The sequence below is a fragment of the Herbaspirillum sp. GW821-FHT09A12 genome, from assembly GCF_059418325.1.
Genome location: NZ_JBWKPR010000002.1, coordinates 544,288 through 560,899, shown reverse-complemented (window position 1 = coordinate 560,899; position 16,612 = coordinate 544,288). Strand labels below are relative to the sequence as shown.

The window sequence follows — 16,612 nt, the reverse complement described above, 5'->3', positions numbered from 1 at the left end:
GCATTCAGAAGCGATGATTCACCGTCAACTGCACTTCACGCCCGGGACCGTACAACCACTGGGTATTCGTGTAGTACGCGGTGGTGAAGTAGTGCTTGTCGAACACGTTGTTGGCGCGCAGCGTGAGCGTGGTGGCTTGGGTGGCCTGCCACTGCAGGGCCAGGTCGGTGGTCGTGTAGGCAGGCAGCTTCAACGTGTTGGCATTGTCGGCATAGCGCTGCCCCACGTATTGCAAGCCACCGCTGGCGGTCCAGGCGGGAATGAAGTTCCAGCTGAGCCAGACATTGGCCAGGCGCTCGGGCACATTGGTCGGCACGTTGCCGCTGCGCGAGACCGCGACGCCGCCCACCGACTCGGCGAAGTCGTCGAAGCGCGCCCGCAGCAGGGTGGCGTTGGCATCCAGCTTCCAGTTTTCCGCGAACGCCAGCGCCAGGCTGGCCTCGATGCCGCGTGAGGATTGCTGGCCGACTTGTACGCTCAGGCTGGGATTGGACGGATCGCGGGTCAGCAAATTGTTCTTGCGGATGTCGTAGACCGCCAGCGTCCATTCGCCGCGCTTGTCCCAGAACACCTGTTTGACGCCGGCTTCGATCTGCCGGCCGGTGGATAAACTGAATTTGCTGTTGGCCTGGGTCATGAACAACATGCTGCTCACAGGGGCGGCCGCCTTCGAATACTGCCCATAAATACTCAGCTCAGGCGTAATGGCGTAAACCGAGCCCAGGCGCCAGCCGAGATTGGAAAAACTCTGGTCGAAGCCGCCGGTGCCGTTAACCAGATCGGTGCGCGTGATATCGGAATGGTCATAGCGCAGACCGGCCAGCACGGTCAGCTTGTCGGTCAGGTCCAGCTTGTCTTCGGAAAACACCGAGTACTGGGAAGCCCGGGTGCGAAAACGCGGCAGGAACGCGGGGACGCCGACGCCGCTGGCATAGGCGCCGGGGTCGAAGCTGTAGGGATTGACCGAGCTGAAGCTGCCGGCATAGGTGTTGTTGGTATGCGTGAACGAAGCGGAGTTGATGTCGAAGCCGACCGACACCTGGTTCTTCAGGCCGAACAGATGGCCTTTGAATGTGGCATCGGTGGTATTGCCGGTCTGCGACTGGTCATGGCGGATTTCGGTCGCATCGCCGCGGTCGACGAGGCCGGTCGATGCGTTGTAGACATAGCGCTCGGCATTGCGCCAGTAGCGGTTGCTGTTGATCTGGTACAGCCGGGTGCGGATGGTGGTGTCCGAGTTCGGCGTCCATTGCGCTTCCAGCTGGGCCCAGCGGTCCTTGTAGTCGATGGTGCCGTCGCCGACGTTGTAGTTGCGCTCACGCATGGCATCGAGCTGTTGGCCGTTGACCAGCGGCGTGCCGAAGTAGGCCATGGGCCGCTGATGCCCCTGGGCATAGCTGAACTGTACGAAGAAATCCGGATTGACGTCCAGGCGCAGCGCGCCGGAGAAGCTCAGGTTGTTGGAATTGCCGCGGTCCACCCAGCCGTCCGAGCGGTCGCCGCTGATGTCGAAGCGATAGGAGAGCATGTCGTTGATTGCGCCGCCGCTGCCAAATCCCAGCCGCTGCGTATTGTGGGTGCCGACGGTGGCTTCCACCTCGTTTTCGATCTTGCCGCGCGTGGGCTTTTTCGGCACCACGTTGACCACGCCGCCGATGGCGCCATCGCCGTAGATCACCGAGGCCGGGCCGCGCAGGACTTCGATGCGATCGATGCTCCAGGTGTCGAACGGATAGGTGACGCCCACGCCGCCGTACTGACGCACGCCGTCATACAGGCGCATGACCGATGTGGCGTCGGTAAAGCCGCGCGCCGACAGTGCGCTGCCGCTGTTGCCGGGATGTCCCATGCTGCTGTAGCCGGGCGCGCGGGTGATGGCATCGGTGATGCTGGCGTCGCCGCGTTCTTCCAGCTGTTTGCGCGTGATGACGCTGACGCTGGCCGGCGTTTGCATGGGCGTCAGATCCAGGTTGGAACCGACTGCGACCGGGTTCTGCAATTGCGCCGGGCTTTGGGCGGATACCGTGATTTCCGGCAATGCGGCGCCGGAATCCTGTGCCTGGACGGTGCCTGCCAGGCAGAGCAAAGGCAGCGCGCAGGGAGCGCAGGCCAGGGTGCGGCGCAACTGAAGATGGAGGAGGGCGAGGGTTCGTTGTTTTTGTATGGCGTTCATGTCGATGTCAAAGCAGGGTAGGCCGTCGTCGGGCAAGCCGATGGACGGCACGGAGGCCGGACGCGATGTGCGGTATCGGCATCGGCGTTCGTATGGTGTTCGTATGGCGCATGGCGGCGTGGCCATGGAAATGGCACGCCGGGAGCGCATGCTCAGGACATGCTGGCCGGCGGTCCGCGGGCGTGTCGGCTCAGCCAGGGTGGCGACGAGCGATGAGTGAAGCTGCTGGGTGGCTGCGCGCGCAATGGGCGTGCAAATGGCTGCGGCAGGTCGAAGCGCGCGGGTATTGCATGAGCGATGTCCTGCTTGCTGCAGAAGGCGCAGTGGGTGACATGGGCGTTCGCATCGTTCTTTCCGGGCGAGCCTTGGTCGGCAGCCGGCGCACCGGAGACCGAGCAGATGTCGTTCCACGCCGGCACCGTCGTGGCGCCGGCGCGCGCATGCATCGTCCCGGACCACAGCATTGCCAGGATGGAGGCAATGGTGATCCAGGCGATAAGGCGCAGCTTCGGCAAGGACATTTGCATGGCCGCAGATTCTAATGCCGACGGCGGCGGAGCTGAGGAATCCGGTTTGACTGGAAAATCGATGGGATTCGAGCTGAAACCCTTGCTGCTGAAGGTTTTACAAGGATCTACAAGTTCTGAGGAGGGGCGCCCGATGCGACAATTTGCCGCGGCTTGGGAATTGTCGCGGGCAGGTTAAGCCTCCCTGAAGACAACGTCGCCCGAACCGGTTTTAGTGTGACGACACGAAGGCGGAGGACGCTTGTGCAGGTGGAATCGCAAAATCCGCTTTCATGCGGCGGACTTCGTCCACCGGACTTCTGCCAAACAGGCGCTTAAATTCCCGGCTGAACTGAGACGGGCTGTCATATCCAACTTCATAGCTGGCGGCGGCAGCCGTCATGTCATTGCGAACCATGAGCAGGCGGGCTTGATGCAGCCTGGTTGATTTGACGTATTGGATAGGCGAGGTATTGGTCACTGCCTTGAAGTGGGCGTGAAATGTCCCCAGGCTCATACCCGCTTCTGCGGCCAGATTGACGACGTCCAATTCAGTTTGGAAGGAGGAATGGATGCGTCGTAAGGCACGGGCGATTTTCCCAAACTGTCCTTGTGAAGACAAGGCAGCGCGTATTGACGGGCCCTGCTCACCGGAGAGAATGTGAAAATAAATCTCGCGAACTAAAGCGGGGCCGAGGATTTCTGCTTCCAGTGGCGTGCTCATGGCCTCCAAAAAGCGCAGCACCGCATCACGCAGCCGTCCGTCCATTGGCGTTGAAAACATTCCTCGTGGCCGTGATGGACCGTTGCCGCCGAACTGATCGATGGAAAGGATCAGGTCCGCCGCCAGCTTGAAATCCAGATGCATATAGATCGCCAGTAACGGTTTTTTTTCAGAGGCCTGTGTCTCCATTGTGAATGGAACCGGAACGGCCACAGCCAAATAATGCTGGGCATCATAGATGTAGGTCTGCTCGCCGAAATAACCCTGTTTTCGTCCTTGGCAAACAATCACGATACCTGGATCGTAAAGGACCGGCGTCGCCTGCAAAGGGCGATTGGAGCGCAAGAAGCGCACATTCGGAAGTGCGCAGAGGTTATAACCTTCGTCGGGCGCCAGCATTTTCAGCAACTCGACCATTCGTAGCCGGACCCTTTCACTATCCGCGCTACTATCCGCTTTACTATCCGCTGCTGCGGATATGGCTTGTCTCTTATGCATGCTGATGTCCTCTGACTCTTCGTCTCTCACGAGGCATATTCTGCCACCACGAAAACTGAAAATCCGGTTATTTGAAGGATTAGGCAAGACGTAAACACTGGATGCCATAGATGCTCCCGCCATCCATATCTATCATGCATCACGTAGCCGGTAAGCCCCACGCCGCCTGATCAGGCGCGAGCGCGATGATGAAGATTTCCCGCCGGGAATCCATCGTTCGTTGCGATTTTGTGTTATCGGCCGCTCCCTTTTTCAATCTAGCTTAAGGAGTTGATGCCATGATTAAAGTGTTCAATCCCGCCACCGGGGACGTCGTCGGAGAAGTGCCCCACCTGTCGCAGGACGAGATAAAGGCCGCCATTGACAGGACCTGTGCGGCATTTCCTGCTTGGTCCAGGAAGCTTGCCAAGGAGCGGGGCGATATCCTCCGTCGTTGGTTCGAGCTCGTTCGTGCTGACAAGAATATCTTCGCCGAGATCATCGTGAAGGAAAATGGAAAATGCCTGTTGGAAGCGATGGGGGAAATCGACTATGGCCTGGGCTTCATAGAATGGTACGCAGAGGAGGCCAAGCGTGTCTATGGCGATACGATCCCCTCGCACGCCGCCAACGCCTCAGTCATGGTTGTTAAGGAGCCCGCCGGTCCTACCGCTGCCATTACTCCTTGGAACTTCCCTTTCATGATGATCACGCGAAAAGTCGCGACCGCGCTGGCGGCCGGCTGCACCATGGTCATCAAGCCGTCCGAAGAAACTCCGCTGACTGCCTATAAGCTGCTTGAATATGCGCGCAAAGCGGGTATTCCAGAAGGCGTTTTCGAGATGGTGACAGGCAACCCCAAGGAAATTGGCGAATTCTTTACGGGAGATGACCGCATCCGCAAGATTTCCTTCACCGGGTCGACGGCTGTGGGGAAGGTTCTCGCCGCGGCGAGCGGCAAGGCCTTGAAGAAAATGACGCTTGAGCTTGGTGGAAACGCGCCGTTTATCGTTTTCGACGATGCAAATTTCGACGATGCGGTGGATGGATTGATATCGGCGAAGCTGAGAAACTCCGGCCAGGTTTGCATTTCGCCCAATCGTATCTATGTGCAAGCCGGCATCCACGATCGATTCGTCCAAGCCGTTGCTGAGAAGGTGGCCAAGATCCGCGTGGACCAAGGTCTGCAGGAAGAGTTTGTCGTTGGCCCGTTGGTTAACCAGATTGGCTTTGACAAAGTCGCGTCCCTGGTCGAAGACACCAGGCAAGCCGGCGCGACGGTGGTATCGGGGGGCGCAGCGAACCAAAAAGGGGGCCTCTTTTATTCCCCCACCATCATGGTCGACCTCAACGACGGCATGAAAATCGCCAGGACGGAAATCTTTGGCCCTGTTTTCCCGATTTACAAATTCGAGACCGAAGAAGAAGTCATTGAACGTGCGAATAACACCGAATATGGTTTGGTCGCGTATGCATTTACACGTGACTTGGCTCGTTCTTTCCGGCTGTCGCGCGGCATCGAATCGGGGATGGTGATCCTTAATTCGGGCTCCGTCGGAACCGCGTCCATTCCGTTTGGTGGAGTCAAGCACTCGGGGTTCGGACGTGAGGGGAGCTACTATGGCATCGAGGAATATGTTGAAGTGAAGTATGTCCTCATGGGGGGATTGGACAAGTAGCGGCTTTTGTTGCGTTGATGGTTGCGTTGATGCTTGACGCTCTCCAATTGCCCCGCCGTCCACGGCCTTCCCAAGGCAGGCCTGGAGGCCAGGGGCGGCGTCACTTTGGCAATTCCTGAGAGGCAAGCCTTGTTTCACGCGCAATACAATCCACCAGAAAATTCATCACCACTTCCACCAGAGGACTGCGCCGGATATCGGGATAAACAATGATCCAGATATCGCGCGATGGCGCGGCTGACGACGTCGGCAACGGCACCAGCTCGGCGTCGGCATCGCCGACCATGGTCGGCAGCACCACGGCGCCGACATGATCGCGCGCGGCCATTTGCTGCGACATGAGATCGCTGGCGAAGAACGCAATCGGGCGTTCGCCTCTTAGCTGATGCAGCCATACTTGCTGCGGCAGATGGTCGAGCGATTCATCGTAAGAAATGAAAGTCCATTGCTCGACCGGACGTCGGCTGAATTCGCGCGTGCCGTAGAGGCCGAATCGCACCTCGCCGACCTTTTTCTGGATCAGGTCGTCGTCTTCCGGACGGACGGTGCGAATAGCGATGTCGGCTTCGCCTTTCCCCATGTTGTCTACCGCTGTGGACGGCTGCAAAATCAGCCGCAGTTGGGGATGGCTGGCTCTCAACGCGGCGATACGGGGCACGATGCACGCACGTGACAGCGAGGGAGGGGCGCTCACCCTGACCGAACCGGCCAATCCGATCAGCGCCGGACGCGCGCGCTGTTCTATCAAGCCGGCAATCTGCTCCATGTTCTGCGCCAAAGCGGCAATGGCCCGCCCGTCAGCAGTCAACGGGCGGCTGCGCGGGAGTTTGTCGACCAGCCGCAAACCTAATGCCCGCTCCAGAGACTCCAGCCGCCTGCCCACCGTCGCATGTTCAATGCCCAGCTCCCGGGCCGCGCCGGAAAGCGATTCCGTGCGTGCCAGCACGCTGAAGACATAAAGATCTTGCCAATCAAACATCGGTAAATAATTTAACGGTAAAGGTGAGAAAAAAGGGAATTTTCTAACGTATATCGCTGTTTTACCATGCCTGCCGAAGGAACGAAATAGAAAATTCTGAGCTGATGAGGAGAGGGCAATGAGAGCGATCACCATAGAGCAATACGGTGGGCCGGAAGTGCTGCAAAAACGCAAAGACGTACCCATACCGCAAGTCCAGGCCGGTCACGTACTGGTCAAGCTGGTGTATGCCGGCATCAATTTCATGGACGTTCACACGCGCCAGGGGAAATACGCGAACTCGAAGACCTACAACGTGCGCTTACCTTGCACGCTCGGCATGGAAGGCAGCGGCGAAGTGGTCGCGTGCGGCGAAGATGTCCAGGATATCGCCGTCGGCGACCGCGTGGCCTGGTGCATCGCTTGGGGCAGTTATGCTGACTACGCCTCGGTACCGGCGGCGCTGGTCGCCAAACTGCCCGACGGCATTACCCATCAATTGGCCGCCGCATCGATCTTTCAAGGCGCCACGGCACACTATCTGATCGAAGATGTCGCGCGCCTGGCGCCCGGCAGCAGCTGCCTGATTCATGCCGCCGCCGGCAGCATCGGCCAGTTGCTGGTGCAAATGGCCAAACTCCGCGGGGCAACGGTATTTGTCACGGCAGGCTCGGCGGAAAAACGCGCCACGGCAATCCGGTGCGGCGCCGATCATGCGTTCGACTATTCAGGCGGTGGTATCGCCGACCAGGTTCGCGAAGCCACCCGTGGCGATGGCGTGGATGTGGTGTTCGATCCGGTCGGCAAAGCGACCCTGCGAGATAGTTTCCGTGCCTGCAAAAGGCATGGGTTGATCGTCAATTATGGCAATGTGTCCGGCTCTCTCACCGATCTCGATCCGATAGAGCTGGGCGAAGCCGGCTCATTGTTCCTCACCCGCCCGCGCCTGGCCGACCACATGATGAACCGGGAGACAGTGCAGCGCAGAGCCGATGCGATTTTCTCCGCTTTGCTCGACGGTTCGCTGCAGGTGGACATTGCGGCTTCCTACTCGTTTGACACCGTGGAGCAGGCGCACGCCCGCATCGAAAGCCGGCAACAAGTCGGCAAGCCGATCCTGCAACTTTAGATAAAAAAGGCCGCATACCGGCCATCACAATGCATCAATCAGGAGACAGATATGGCATCAAATCAAGGCCGGGGCGCAATGGTGTTCCGGGTAGTGAGCGGCAACTTTCTGGAAATGTTCGACTTCATGATTTATGGCTTTTATGCCACGTCGATTGCCCAGACATTTTTCCCGAATACCAATGCATTCGCTTCGCTGATGCTGTCGCTGGCCACCTTTGGCGCCGGTTTTCTGATGCGGCCGATCGGCGCCATTGTGCTCGGCGCGTACATCGATCAGCATGGGCGGCGTAAAGGCTTGATCGTGACGCTGGTCTTCATGGCCCTGGGCACAGTGCTCATCGCGTTCATGCCGGGTTACGCTGCCATCGGTGTCACGGCGCCGTTGCTGGTGCTTGTCGGGCGCCTGTTGCAGGGCTTTTCCGCCGGCGTCGAACTTGGCGGTGTATCCGTCTATCTGTCCGAAATTGCACCGCCCCATCGCAAAGGCTTCTTCGTCAGTTGGCAATCTGCCAGCCAACAGGTTGCGGTAGTCGTCGCGGGAGCGATCGGCATCGCGCTGTCGGCACTGCTGAGTCCGCCCGAGTTGTCCCAGTGGGGATGGCGTGTTCCGTTCCTGTTCGGCTGCCTGATCGTGCCGGCCATCTTTTTCATTCGCCGCTCCCTGGCAGAAACCCCTGAGTTTGCGGCGCGCAAGCATCGGCCGGATCTGGCCGAAATCATGCGCTCGATTGTGGAGAACAGGCGCGTGGTGATCGCGGGCGCCGGCCTGGTCGTCATGACGACGGTATCGTTTTATCTCATCACGGCGTACACGCCGACGTTTGCGAAGAACGAACTGCATTTTTCCAACGTCGACAGCTTCCTGGTCACCATGTTAGTGGGTGTTTCAAACTTCATCTGGCTGCCAGTCATGGGGGCCCTGTCCGATCGCTTCGGGCGCAAGCCGTTACTGGTTTTCTCCACGATTCTGGCGATCGCGACGGCTTATCCGGCACTGGCATGGCTGGTGTCCCATCCAAGTTTCGAGCGCTTGCTTGCAGTTGAGTTGTGGCTGTCGTTCCTGTACGGCACCTACAACGGCGCGATGGTGGTGGCATTAACCGAGGTCATGCCGGTCGCCGTGCGCACCACAGGTTTTTCGCTTGCCTATAGTCTGGCGACGGCGACCTTCGGCGGCTTTACCCCCGTGGCATGCACTTACCTGATCCATGTACTCGACAACCGTGCGGCTCCTGGCATCTGGCTGAGTGGCGCCGCATTGCTCGGTTTGGGCGCAACGTTAGCGCTATATCAAAACGGGGCCGGGTCAATGGCGAAGAAAATCGCGAAAGGTGATGTCGTAATCTAAGTTGTACATCTGTTTTGGTCGGACGCCGCTTCGCGTCTATGCTGGAACCAGCTCGATCCAGTGCCCATCTGGATCTTGCAGCAGCCTGGGTGTGACAACACCGGTTGTTGCCAGAACCAGGCGGGTTGCGGCGCGATCACGAGGACCGATAAGAACTGGCGGGTGGGCGTGGTAGCCGTGATAAGCAAGGAATTCCACATGCGGCGTGGCGGCACGCGCGGGCAGCATCTCGACAATGTCTACGACGACATCGTTGACGTCATCGGCCACCTCTTGCTCGTGAGCACGCGACTGGGCACGGCCGCCAAGAGTCATACCGAAGAATTTGCGATAGAAGGCCGTGCTGCGTGCCGCATCCGCTACCCCGATGACAGAGTGGTCGTAGCCGAGCAACCCAGGACCAGAACCCACCCATTGCGGGGGAGGCGCTCCGAGAAAGGATGTGAATTCCAGCGCATGCCCCTCGGGATCACGAAACTTGAATACGCTGAGGCCACCGGTCTTGCGACCTAGCCGAGTTAATAGTTCTCTCGGCAGTTCAATAGCGCCGTCGCGACTGATTGGTGTCCAACCTTCCGTTCCGTGCAACTGCGCCATCGCTACCTCCATATCGGGTGTGACGAGGGCGATGTGTTGAAACCAAGGATCGGTAGACCTGACCAATTGCGGGTAGGCCGCACCAGGCGGGTCGAAGGCAACCAGCTCGATCTTGTCATTGCCAACCGTCATCATTCGTGAAGTGGCGGATCTGGCATGCGCCAGTTGCGCGTGGACCGGCGCGGGCCGAGCGTCATCGACGGTGAACCCAATTGCCGTATAGAACCGCGCAAGAAGGTCGAGATCGCCAGCCACCATTACAATGCGATCCAGTCGCTCAACCGTAAGAGGTTTTAGCCGTTGCGGATCGGACGGCGAGACAATTTTCGCGATAGCATGATGAGCAGGCAAAGACATTGCCAGGCCGGCCAATCCGATTCCCGAAAATCTACGTCGACTAATCATTTTTCATCCCGATAGGCGTTAGATAGAAACATAGCTGAATCCTCAGATTGTGTGGTGAGGCTAGAACTCATCTCATAAATAGGAGTGAGATGAGTTCTATTTAACCTCTTATGTCTCGGGGGATAAATGAGTCTTTTTAGTTGAGTCTCCCCACTGACAGTGGATAATGAATCGGTTAACTACGACTGCTTTCACCAGCGGCAGACATCTTTGGATTGCGAATTCATACCGTTGAAGGAACAGCTGCCGCATTTAACACTGCGGGTTGAGAGACTATGGTCTATCGGTAGCTTTATTGCGTCGCCAGCTCAAATTAAGCTAGCAATTCATCACTTGCAGACATAGATCTAACACCTCAACAAGCTAGAGAGTTTCCGTCCGGACTACAAAGCAGCGAGGCCCTTTTTAAATCATTCAACTTCATCATGACTATTTATCAAAAAATTGCTCTCGTTACAGGCGCCACTCGTGGCATTGGGCTTGAGACCACCCGTCAACTCGCTCAAGTGGGTATCCATGTACTACTTGCAGGGCGCAACTTGACCACCGCCACCAAGGCCGCTGAAGTCCTTCAATTGGAAGGGCTGCGCGTTGATCCCGTGGCGCTGGACGTCACTGATTCAGACAGTATCGCTGCCGCGGCCGCGCATGTTCAAGCCACGTTTGGCCGCCTCGACATCTTGATCAACAACGCCGGCGTGCTGCTGGACGCGATGGATCGCAAGCCGTCGGAGCAGTCGCTGAAAGTCTGGCGCGAGACCTTCGACACCAATGTATTTGCCGTAGTGGAGGTGACCAAGGCCTTCCTGCCGCTGCTCAAGGTTTCAGCCTCAGGACGCATCGTCAATCTTTCCAGTCAGCTCGGTTCCTTCGGTTTGCACACAGACCCCGCGTCGCCCATCTACGACTTCAAGTTGCCTGCTTACAACGCCTCCAAGAGCGTCGTCAACGCGTGGACCGTCCATTTGGCTTACGAGCTGAGAGGGTCTTCGATCAAGGTGAACGCGGTGCATCCGGGCTACGTGATGACGGACATGAACGGCGGCCAGGGTGAACTCAATGTCGAAGCGGGGGCGAAGTCCAGCGTCGAGATGGCGTTGCTTGATGATTCGGGCCCTTCAGGCACTTTTTCGCATATGAGCGAGACGCTTCCGTGGTGATGTTGTTGGCGCCGACCTAAATTTGGATCACCGTGCCGATCCAAATTTGATCCGTCACATTACTCATGCTCACATCAATATGCTGTTCCAACGAAAAGGCAACATAGCCGCGCCATCTTCCTGATGTTTTCCAACTGGTTCTCGGGCGAGCGTCCAGCTCGCCCGAGAACTCGCAAGTCGAGTTCATTTACGACGCGTGTAGCTGTAGCGATTTCCTAGCCACTTGACAGGGGCACTCCCGGCGGCAGTGAAGTATTGATCTTTTTCTTCATGGTCTGCGTCCTGCCGCACGATCACCTGCTCCATGCGGAACATTTGCCCGATCGCGCTTGCCCCATTGATGTTTGGTGTGGCGAAGGGCAGGAAGGTCATGAATATGCGCTGTTCCGGGTCCGCATCGAGACTGAAGGCAGACATCAGTCCGTCCGGGACACGGCTGTCCATGGACATATATTGCCACCGCCCTTCAAGTCGATTGAACGTCAAAAAATCTGCACGGCTGAAGGACGCTCCAGTTGCGCCAGCAATCGGATGCAGGACCTCTTCGAGCATCGGCCCGATCATTCGGCGTTCGGCCACGAGCCCGCTGAGGATGACAGGCGCCGCGTCCGGCGCAGCCCAGTTTGTGATGGTGACGTCCCAGGTTCCGGTACGTCGAACCAGGGCCTGGGCTTCGGGACCGAATTCGTTGAGCTTGTCCATCACTGATGATGAATCTGCGGCATGTGCCCGCACGCCGACGAAAGTTGACGTCATGATCAGCGTGGCCATCAAGGTACGGAGAAAACGATTGGATTTCATGGACGATCCAGGGGGTGAAATCGAATGGGGGATGTCGGGCATCAAAGGGGCGACTCAAACGTGCCGGGGCTGCTCGCAGTCCCGGCCCACTCGGCGGTACGCTCTTGCTGAGCCTGTTGCAACGCTGCGTGCACTCCCGCGGAATCAAAGTCCTGGCAGTAGCCGGGTGTGCCAGGTTGCTGGCGCCAGGATTCGGCGATCGTTCCGGTATCCACGGTGTCGAAACCGATTTGATCCAGCAGCTTCACGACGATGGCTTTCTCGTCCGCTTCGTCGCCGGCGATCGCCAGCGCAATTCGTCCCGGCGTGCCGGCAGGCCGGCCGTTTTCAAGGAGACTTTGCGCAAAAATCGAGTTGAACGCCTTGACGACGCGGCACCCTATCTGTCGCTGCACCCAGCCGCTTTCGGTGGTGCCGGCTTCGATATCGGCAATGCGACCGTCGCGTTGGCGCGGATAGTAGTTGCTGGTGTCGATGACGATTAAACCGGGCGGGGCGTCGGCAAACAGGCCAAGGGGCAGGGACTCAACGTTCTTGAGCGGTATGGCCAGGACCACGAGTTCGGAGGTGCGTACAACCTCGTGAACTGACGCGGCGCGCGCGCCGGTCTCGTGCGCCAAGCCGGCCAAGGAAGCCGGGCCGCGCGAGTTGGCTACGGTGACATCGTGGCCGACGGAGCGGAACCGACGTGTAAGAGTGCCGCCAATTTGGCCTGAGCCGATGATTCCAATTTTCATATTCATTCCTTTTGCCGGTGTCGACACAGGACAACCGATGGAATGAAGTATATTAACCACCAACTATATAATAAACAGCCAATATGGCATTACTCTAACAACTCAGGGTGGTTAATGGATCGACTCGCTAGCATGGCAACATTCGTCAAGGTCGTCGATATGGGCTCATTCGCCGCCGCCGCCGTATCCTTGGCAATGTCGCCGCAAATGGTCGCCAAACATATCGGCTACCTGGAATCGCGTCTCGGAACGCGTCTTCTCAACCGCACGACCCGGCGCCAGAGCCTAACAGAGATCGGGAAGACCTACTACGAGCGCTGCAAGCTGGTGCTGGCAGAGGCCGAATGGGCAGATGCGGCAGGTGACAACGCCACCGGCATTCCGCGCGGGCGCCTGCGCATCAATGCCCCTGTGTCGTTCGGCTCGCAAACGCTGATGCCTCTCGTGACCCGCTACCTGCGCGAGCATCCCGAAGTCGAGATCGAATTGATCCTTAATGACCGCTACGTGGATCTGATCGAGGAAGGCTTTGAGGCCGTCTTCCGAATCGGCCGGCTGGCAGACTCGTCGTTGACGGCGCGTGCGCTGCGCCCATTTCGCTTGCTCGCCTGCGCATCACCGGCTTACCTTCAGGAACGGGGACTCCCTTCCAGTCCGAAGGACCTGCAGGAACACGAATGCCTTGGTTATGCCGGTACACGAGGCTTGTCGGCCGATTGGCGATTCGTGCGTGATGGTCGCAAAATCGACGTCAGCGTCCACAGCCAGCTAAAGGTGAACAACGCCGCCGCCTTGCTCTCCGGCGCCCTGGAAGGTTTTGGGATCGTCTTCATTGCGGAAGATCTGGCGCGATCGTCCATCGCCAGCGGGAAGCTCGTGCGCATCCTGCCGGACTTTGATGCCCCGTCGCGACCGATGCACCTCCTGTTCCATGCCGACAGGCGAATGACGAGCAAACTACGCAGCTTTGTCGATCTGATCACGCGGGAACTTGGGCCCGAAAACCTCCCGAGTTTGCCCTGAGTGGGATGCGACAGGTCCGGGATGCCCCACGATTTCGAAGAGTGATGTTTATCTAACTCTTAGTTTGATTGCCGCTACAGCCAAAGAAAAAATACTTAGGCCGGAAGCCGCGATCAGGTAGTAACTGGTCGCAATGGGAGTTCCCGTTATCTTGATCAGGAAAATCGATATGGCAGGCGCAAATCCGCCGAATACGCTTACACCGATGCTGTAACTGAGAGACATGCCAGTGACACGAGTTTCAACAGGAAAAATGTCAGACATGATCGATGCCAGCGGCGCGAAATAGATGGCCTTGATCAATCCGATCATGCCTACCACAAGCAGCAACGACGTATCGGTGGGATTGGCGTTCAACCAGAGAAAGAACGGGTACGCCAACACGATGTAGACGATTGCGGCCCCCAACATGATCCTGACTCGCCCGATTCTGTCTGCCATCAAACCGACAACAGGCGTCACAAATGTCAGTATGAGACCGGCGAGCAAGGTCGCCAAAAAGCCAGCGGATTGCGATAGTTTCAGGTTTTCTACCGCATAGGTCGGCATGTACTTGATCAAGAATGTCGAGGCTGTGGAAATGATCAACACGCCTACTGCGACCAGCATCAATAATTTCTGAGAACGAAAGAGATTGGATATCGGCTTGTTGACCGTATGCGCATCCTTATTTTTGGCCTGGTTGGTGAACTCGGGGCTTTCTTCGACCTTGCTCCGCAGGTACAAACCGACGGGCGCAATCGACAAACCGAAGAAAAAAGGAACGCGCCATCCCCAATCTTGCATCGCAGCGGCAGACAAATTCTTGGTCAGAAAATAACCGAACAGCGATGCAATCACTACGCCGAATCCCTGGCTTGCAAATTGCAAACTGGCGACAAAAACTCGGCTTCTTTGCTGTGCGTGCTCCATCATGAAAGCAGTGGAACTGCCAAATTCACCGCCGGCGGAGAAGCCTTGCAGTAGACGCGCCAACATCATGCCGGCAGGCGCTAATACACCGATGGCGGCATAAGACGGCATGACTGCAATCATCAATGTGCCGAGTAACATCAGGCTGAGGGAGATACTCAAGGATTTCTTTCTGCCGGCCCGGTCCGCATAGGCGCCCAATACCATTGCCCCTACCGGCCGGATAAGAAATGAAAGACCGAACGTACCGAATGCCATCAGCAATGACAGGGAGGAATCGTTTAAGGGGAAAAATACCTTGCCGATGGTGACGGCAAAATACGCATACACAGACAAGTCGAACCATTCCAAGGTATTGCCGATCAGAGAGGCTCCAACAGCTCTCGTTAACAACGTTCCCTTTTTTTCTATGGCCGCCTCAGAGGGAAATTGGCTCGCTTGTGCTGGCATGATGATGACTCCGTTTCTTTCGAAGAATTATTGCGATAGTCGAACCATGGGGCGTCTCTGTCCCCGCAACTGATGACAGAATGCATTGCTCATGGCATCTTTTTCAGGACTTGATCAGGACTTGAACTGATCTTTGTGAAGTTCGCCCAGATCCCAGAACAAGCTGGTCATGATTTGCATTCCTTCGCCAGCAATCGAGCCGAGCATGTGTTCGTTTGCCGCATGTTGCGCACAACCGGGGTAAGAGTGCGGTACCCACAAAGTGGGCAGTCCCAATACATCCGCGAAGACATCGTTAGGCAAGGTGCCGCCCAGATTGGGCAATATCGCTATCTCCTTGTTGACGGCCGATTTCATGGATTGCTCAGCCCATTTCACCCAGGCGTTGTCCGGGTCAAGTCGCGTAGCCGCGGTGCCTCGTTGAATCTGAATGTCGACAGAAGCGAAACCGTGTTGATCCAGATGTGCTCTCAGGATCGTTTCCAGTTCTCGCCAGCGTGTGTCGACCACAAAGCGAAGCTGGCAAAAGGCCTTCGCATGTGGCGGAATCGCGTTGACGGGATTGCTGGGGTTGCCGGAGGTAAACGCCAGGATTTCAAGCGTATTCCAGCCCAACAGTTTTTCTGCCGAAGACAAGGATGGCTCTCCCCACTCGTGATCGATCGGGCGTCCCATCAATTCGTCGTTGATTGGGAGCTTGCCAAGCGCCTGCCTAAGCGATGGCGATATCGGCGGAGGGAGTAAATCTGCGACTTGAATGCGTCCGTTTTTGTCGACCATGCTTGCCAACGCATTTGCCAGTATCGTTGCGGGATTGCGCATCAGTCCGCCCCAGTTTCCCGAATGCAGACCGCCACTTCTGAGATTGACTGAGAGTTCGAACAAGACTGAGCCGCGCGAGCCCAGGAAAATTGTTGGCTGACCGGCGCTCAGTCGCGGTCCGTCCGACGCAATGAAGACGTCGGAGTTGAGTTGATACGCATTCAACTCGCAGTATTTCCTCAATCCCGGCGAACCGATTTCTTCCCCGGTTTCGAACAGGCATTTGACGTTATAACCAAGGCGTCCGTTGCGCGCGTTGATGACCATCTCCAGCGCAGCGAGATTGATTGAGTGCTGCCCCTTGTTGTCGGCCGTGCCTCGTCCATACCATTTGTCGCCTTTGACAGTGAGTTTCCATGGATCGACGTTATCGCTCCATTGATCGTCGTAACCGCGTACGACATCGCCGTGTCCGTATGTCAGGACGGTGAGCAGCTCGTCCCCCTCGTGGCGTTCTGCGAAGAGGAGAGGCGGTTTTCCTTGAATCGGGTTCTCGACGATGTGACAGGTAAATCCCAGGCGAGTGAGCACCGCCTCCAGTTCGTCTTTCAGATAGGCGCGTAAAACCGCGGCCTGTTCTGGAGCCTGACTTTCTGTTTTAAATGAAACCCGTTTCTCGATAGCAGCTTGCAGATGCCCCTCGGCGTAGTGGGTTTTGGCGCTTTTCATCGCTGATGCTTTATTCATAAGCCCTTGATCGTCGGATTGA

The 16,612-nt window shown here is 57.4% G+C and carries 15 protein-coding genes; 6 read left to right on the top strand and 9 right to left on the bottom strand.

All coding sequences use genetic code 11. From position 1 onward, the window contains the following. Positions 1-4: 4 nt before the first annotated feature. Entirely contained in the window at positions 5-2,173 is a 2,169-nt protein-coding gene (locus tag AC07N6_RS07705; RefSeq protein ID WP_494779722.1) for a TonB-dependent receptor, read from the bottom strand. A gap of 152 nt (positions 2,174-2,325) precedes the next feature. Then, positions 2,326-2,688 (bottom strand): DUF2946 family protein, encoded by a 363-nt coding sequence (locus AC07N6_RS07700; RefSeq protein ID WP_494786248.1) that lies wholly within the window; start codon positions 2,686-2,688, stop codon positions 2,326-2,328. A 10-nt stretch (positions 2,689-2,698) separates the two neighbouring features. On the opposite strand from AC07N6_RS07700, the gene AC07N6_RS07695 reads away from it, so the two are divergent. After that, positions 2,699-2,878 carry a hypothetical protein gene (locus AC07N6_RS07695; RefSeq protein ID WP_494779720.1) on the top strand — a complete coding sequence of 60 codons (180 nt, stop codon included), beginning with the start codon at positions 2,699-2,701 and terminating at the stop codon, positions 2,876-2,878. Positions 2,879-2,911: 33 nt separating this feature from the next. Here AC07N6_RS07695 and AC07N6_RS07690 read toward each other — a convergent pair whose 3' ends face one another. Further along, positions 2,912-3,883, bottom strand: coding sequence for an AraC family transcriptional regulator (locus AC07N6_RS07690; protein WP_494780258.1), 972 nt, complete (start codon positions 3,881-3,883; stop codon positions 2,912-2,914). Positions 3,884-4,179: 296 nt separating this feature from the next. On the opposite strand from AC07N6_RS07690, the gene AC07N6_RS07685 reads away from it, so the two are divergent. Continuing rightward, a complete protein-coding gene (locus tag AC07N6_RS07685) occupies positions 4,180-5,559 on the top strand; it encodes an NAD-dependent succinate-semialdehyde dehydrogenase (RefSeq protein ID WP_494779719.1) in 1,380 nt (459 codons plus the stop codon). A 100-nt stretch (positions 5,560-5,659) separates the two neighbouring features. Here AC07N6_RS07685 and AC07N6_RS07680 read toward each other — a convergent pair whose 3' ends face one another. Further along, on the bottom strand, positions 5,660-6,673 hold the full coding sequence (locus AC07N6_RS07680) for a LysR family transcriptional regulator (RefSeq protein WP_494779718.1): 1,014 nt from the start codon (positions 6,671-6,673) through the stop codon (positions 5,660-5,662). Here AC07N6_RS07680 and AC07N6_RS07675 point away from each other — a divergent pair. Together AC07N6_RS07675 and AC07N6_RS07670 are read left to right on the top strand one after the other, a co-directional pair. After that, positions 6,657-7,646: a quinone oxidoreductase family protein gene (locus tag AC07N6_RS07675; RefSeq protein ID WP_494779717.1), complete on the top strand. Its 990-nt coding sequence runs from the start codon at positions 6,657-6,659 to the stop codon at positions 7,644-7,646. The two genes, AC07N6_RS07680 and AC07N6_RS07675, sit on opposite strands and share 17 nt — an antisense overlap. 51 nt (positions 7,647-7,697) lie before the next feature. Further along, positions 7,698-8,996: an MFS transporter gene (locus tag AC07N6_RS07670; RefSeq protein ID WP_494779716.1), complete on the top strand. Its 1,299-nt coding sequence runs from the start codon at positions 7,698-7,700 to the stop codon at positions 8,994-8,996. Positions 8,997-9,032: 36 nt separating this feature from the next. On the opposite strand, the gene AC07N6_RS07665 is transcribed toward AC07N6_RS07670, so the two are convergent. Beyond that, the gene (locus tag AC07N6_RS07665) at positions 9,033-9,965 is read right to left on the bottom strand and encodes a VOC family protein (RefSeq protein WP_494779715.1); all 933 of its coding nucleotides are present in this window, start codon (positions 9,963-9,965) and stop codon (positions 9,033-9,035) included. Positions 9,966-10,423: 458 nt separating this feature from the next. On the opposite strand from AC07N6_RS07665, the gene AC07N6_RS07660 reads away from it, so the two are divergent. Next, on the top strand, positions 10,424-11,158 hold the full coding sequence (locus AC07N6_RS07660) for an SDR family oxidoreductase (protein WP_494779714.1): 735 nt from the start codon (positions 10,424-10,426) through the stop codon (positions 11,156-11,158). 183 nt (positions 11,159-11,341) lie between these two features. Here AC07N6_RS07660 and AC07N6_RS07655 read toward each other — a convergent pair whose 3' ends face one another. Together AC07N6_RS07655 and AC07N6_RS07650 are read right to left on the bottom strand one after the other, a co-directional pair. Further along, positions 11,342-11,959, bottom strand: coding sequence for a hypothetical protein (locus tag AC07N6_RS07655; RefSeq protein WP_494779713.1), 618 nt, complete (start codon positions 11,957-11,959; stop codon positions 11,342-11,344). A 41-nt stretch (positions 11,960-12,000) separates the two neighbouring features. Then, the gene (locus tag AC07N6_RS07650; protein WP_494779712.1) at positions 12,001-12,696 is read right to left on the bottom strand and encodes an NADPH-dependent F420 reductase; all 696 of its coding nucleotides are present in this window, start codon (positions 12,694-12,696) and stop codon (positions 12,001-12,003) included. Between the two features lie 132 nt (positions 12,697-12,828). Between AC07N6_RS07650 and AC07N6_RS07645 the strand changes: the two genes are divergently transcribed. Continuing rightward, positions 12,829-13,719 carry a LysR family transcriptional regulator gene (locus AC07N6_RS07645; protein ID WP_494779711.1) on the top strand — a complete coding sequence of 297 codons (891 nt, stop codon included), beginning with the start codon at positions 12,829-12,831 and terminating at the stop codon, positions 13,717-13,719. Between the two features lie 48 nt (positions 13,720-13,767). Here AC07N6_RS07645 and AC07N6_RS07640 read toward each other — a convergent pair whose 3' ends face one another. Next, the gene (locus AC07N6_RS07640; protein ID WP_494779710.1) at positions 13,768-15,081 is read right to left on the bottom strand and encodes an MFS transporter; all 1,314 of its coding nucleotides are present in this window, start codon (positions 15,079-15,081) and stop codon (positions 13,768-13,770) included. A 114-nt stretch (positions 15,082-15,195) separates the two neighbouring features. Then, positions 15,196-16,590: a M20 family metallopeptidase gene (locus AC07N6_RS07635; RefSeq protein ID WP_494779709.1), complete on the bottom strand. Its 1,395-nt coding sequence runs from the start codon at positions 16,588-16,590 to the stop codon at positions 15,196-15,198. Positions 16,591-16,612 lie beyond the last annotated feature (22 nt).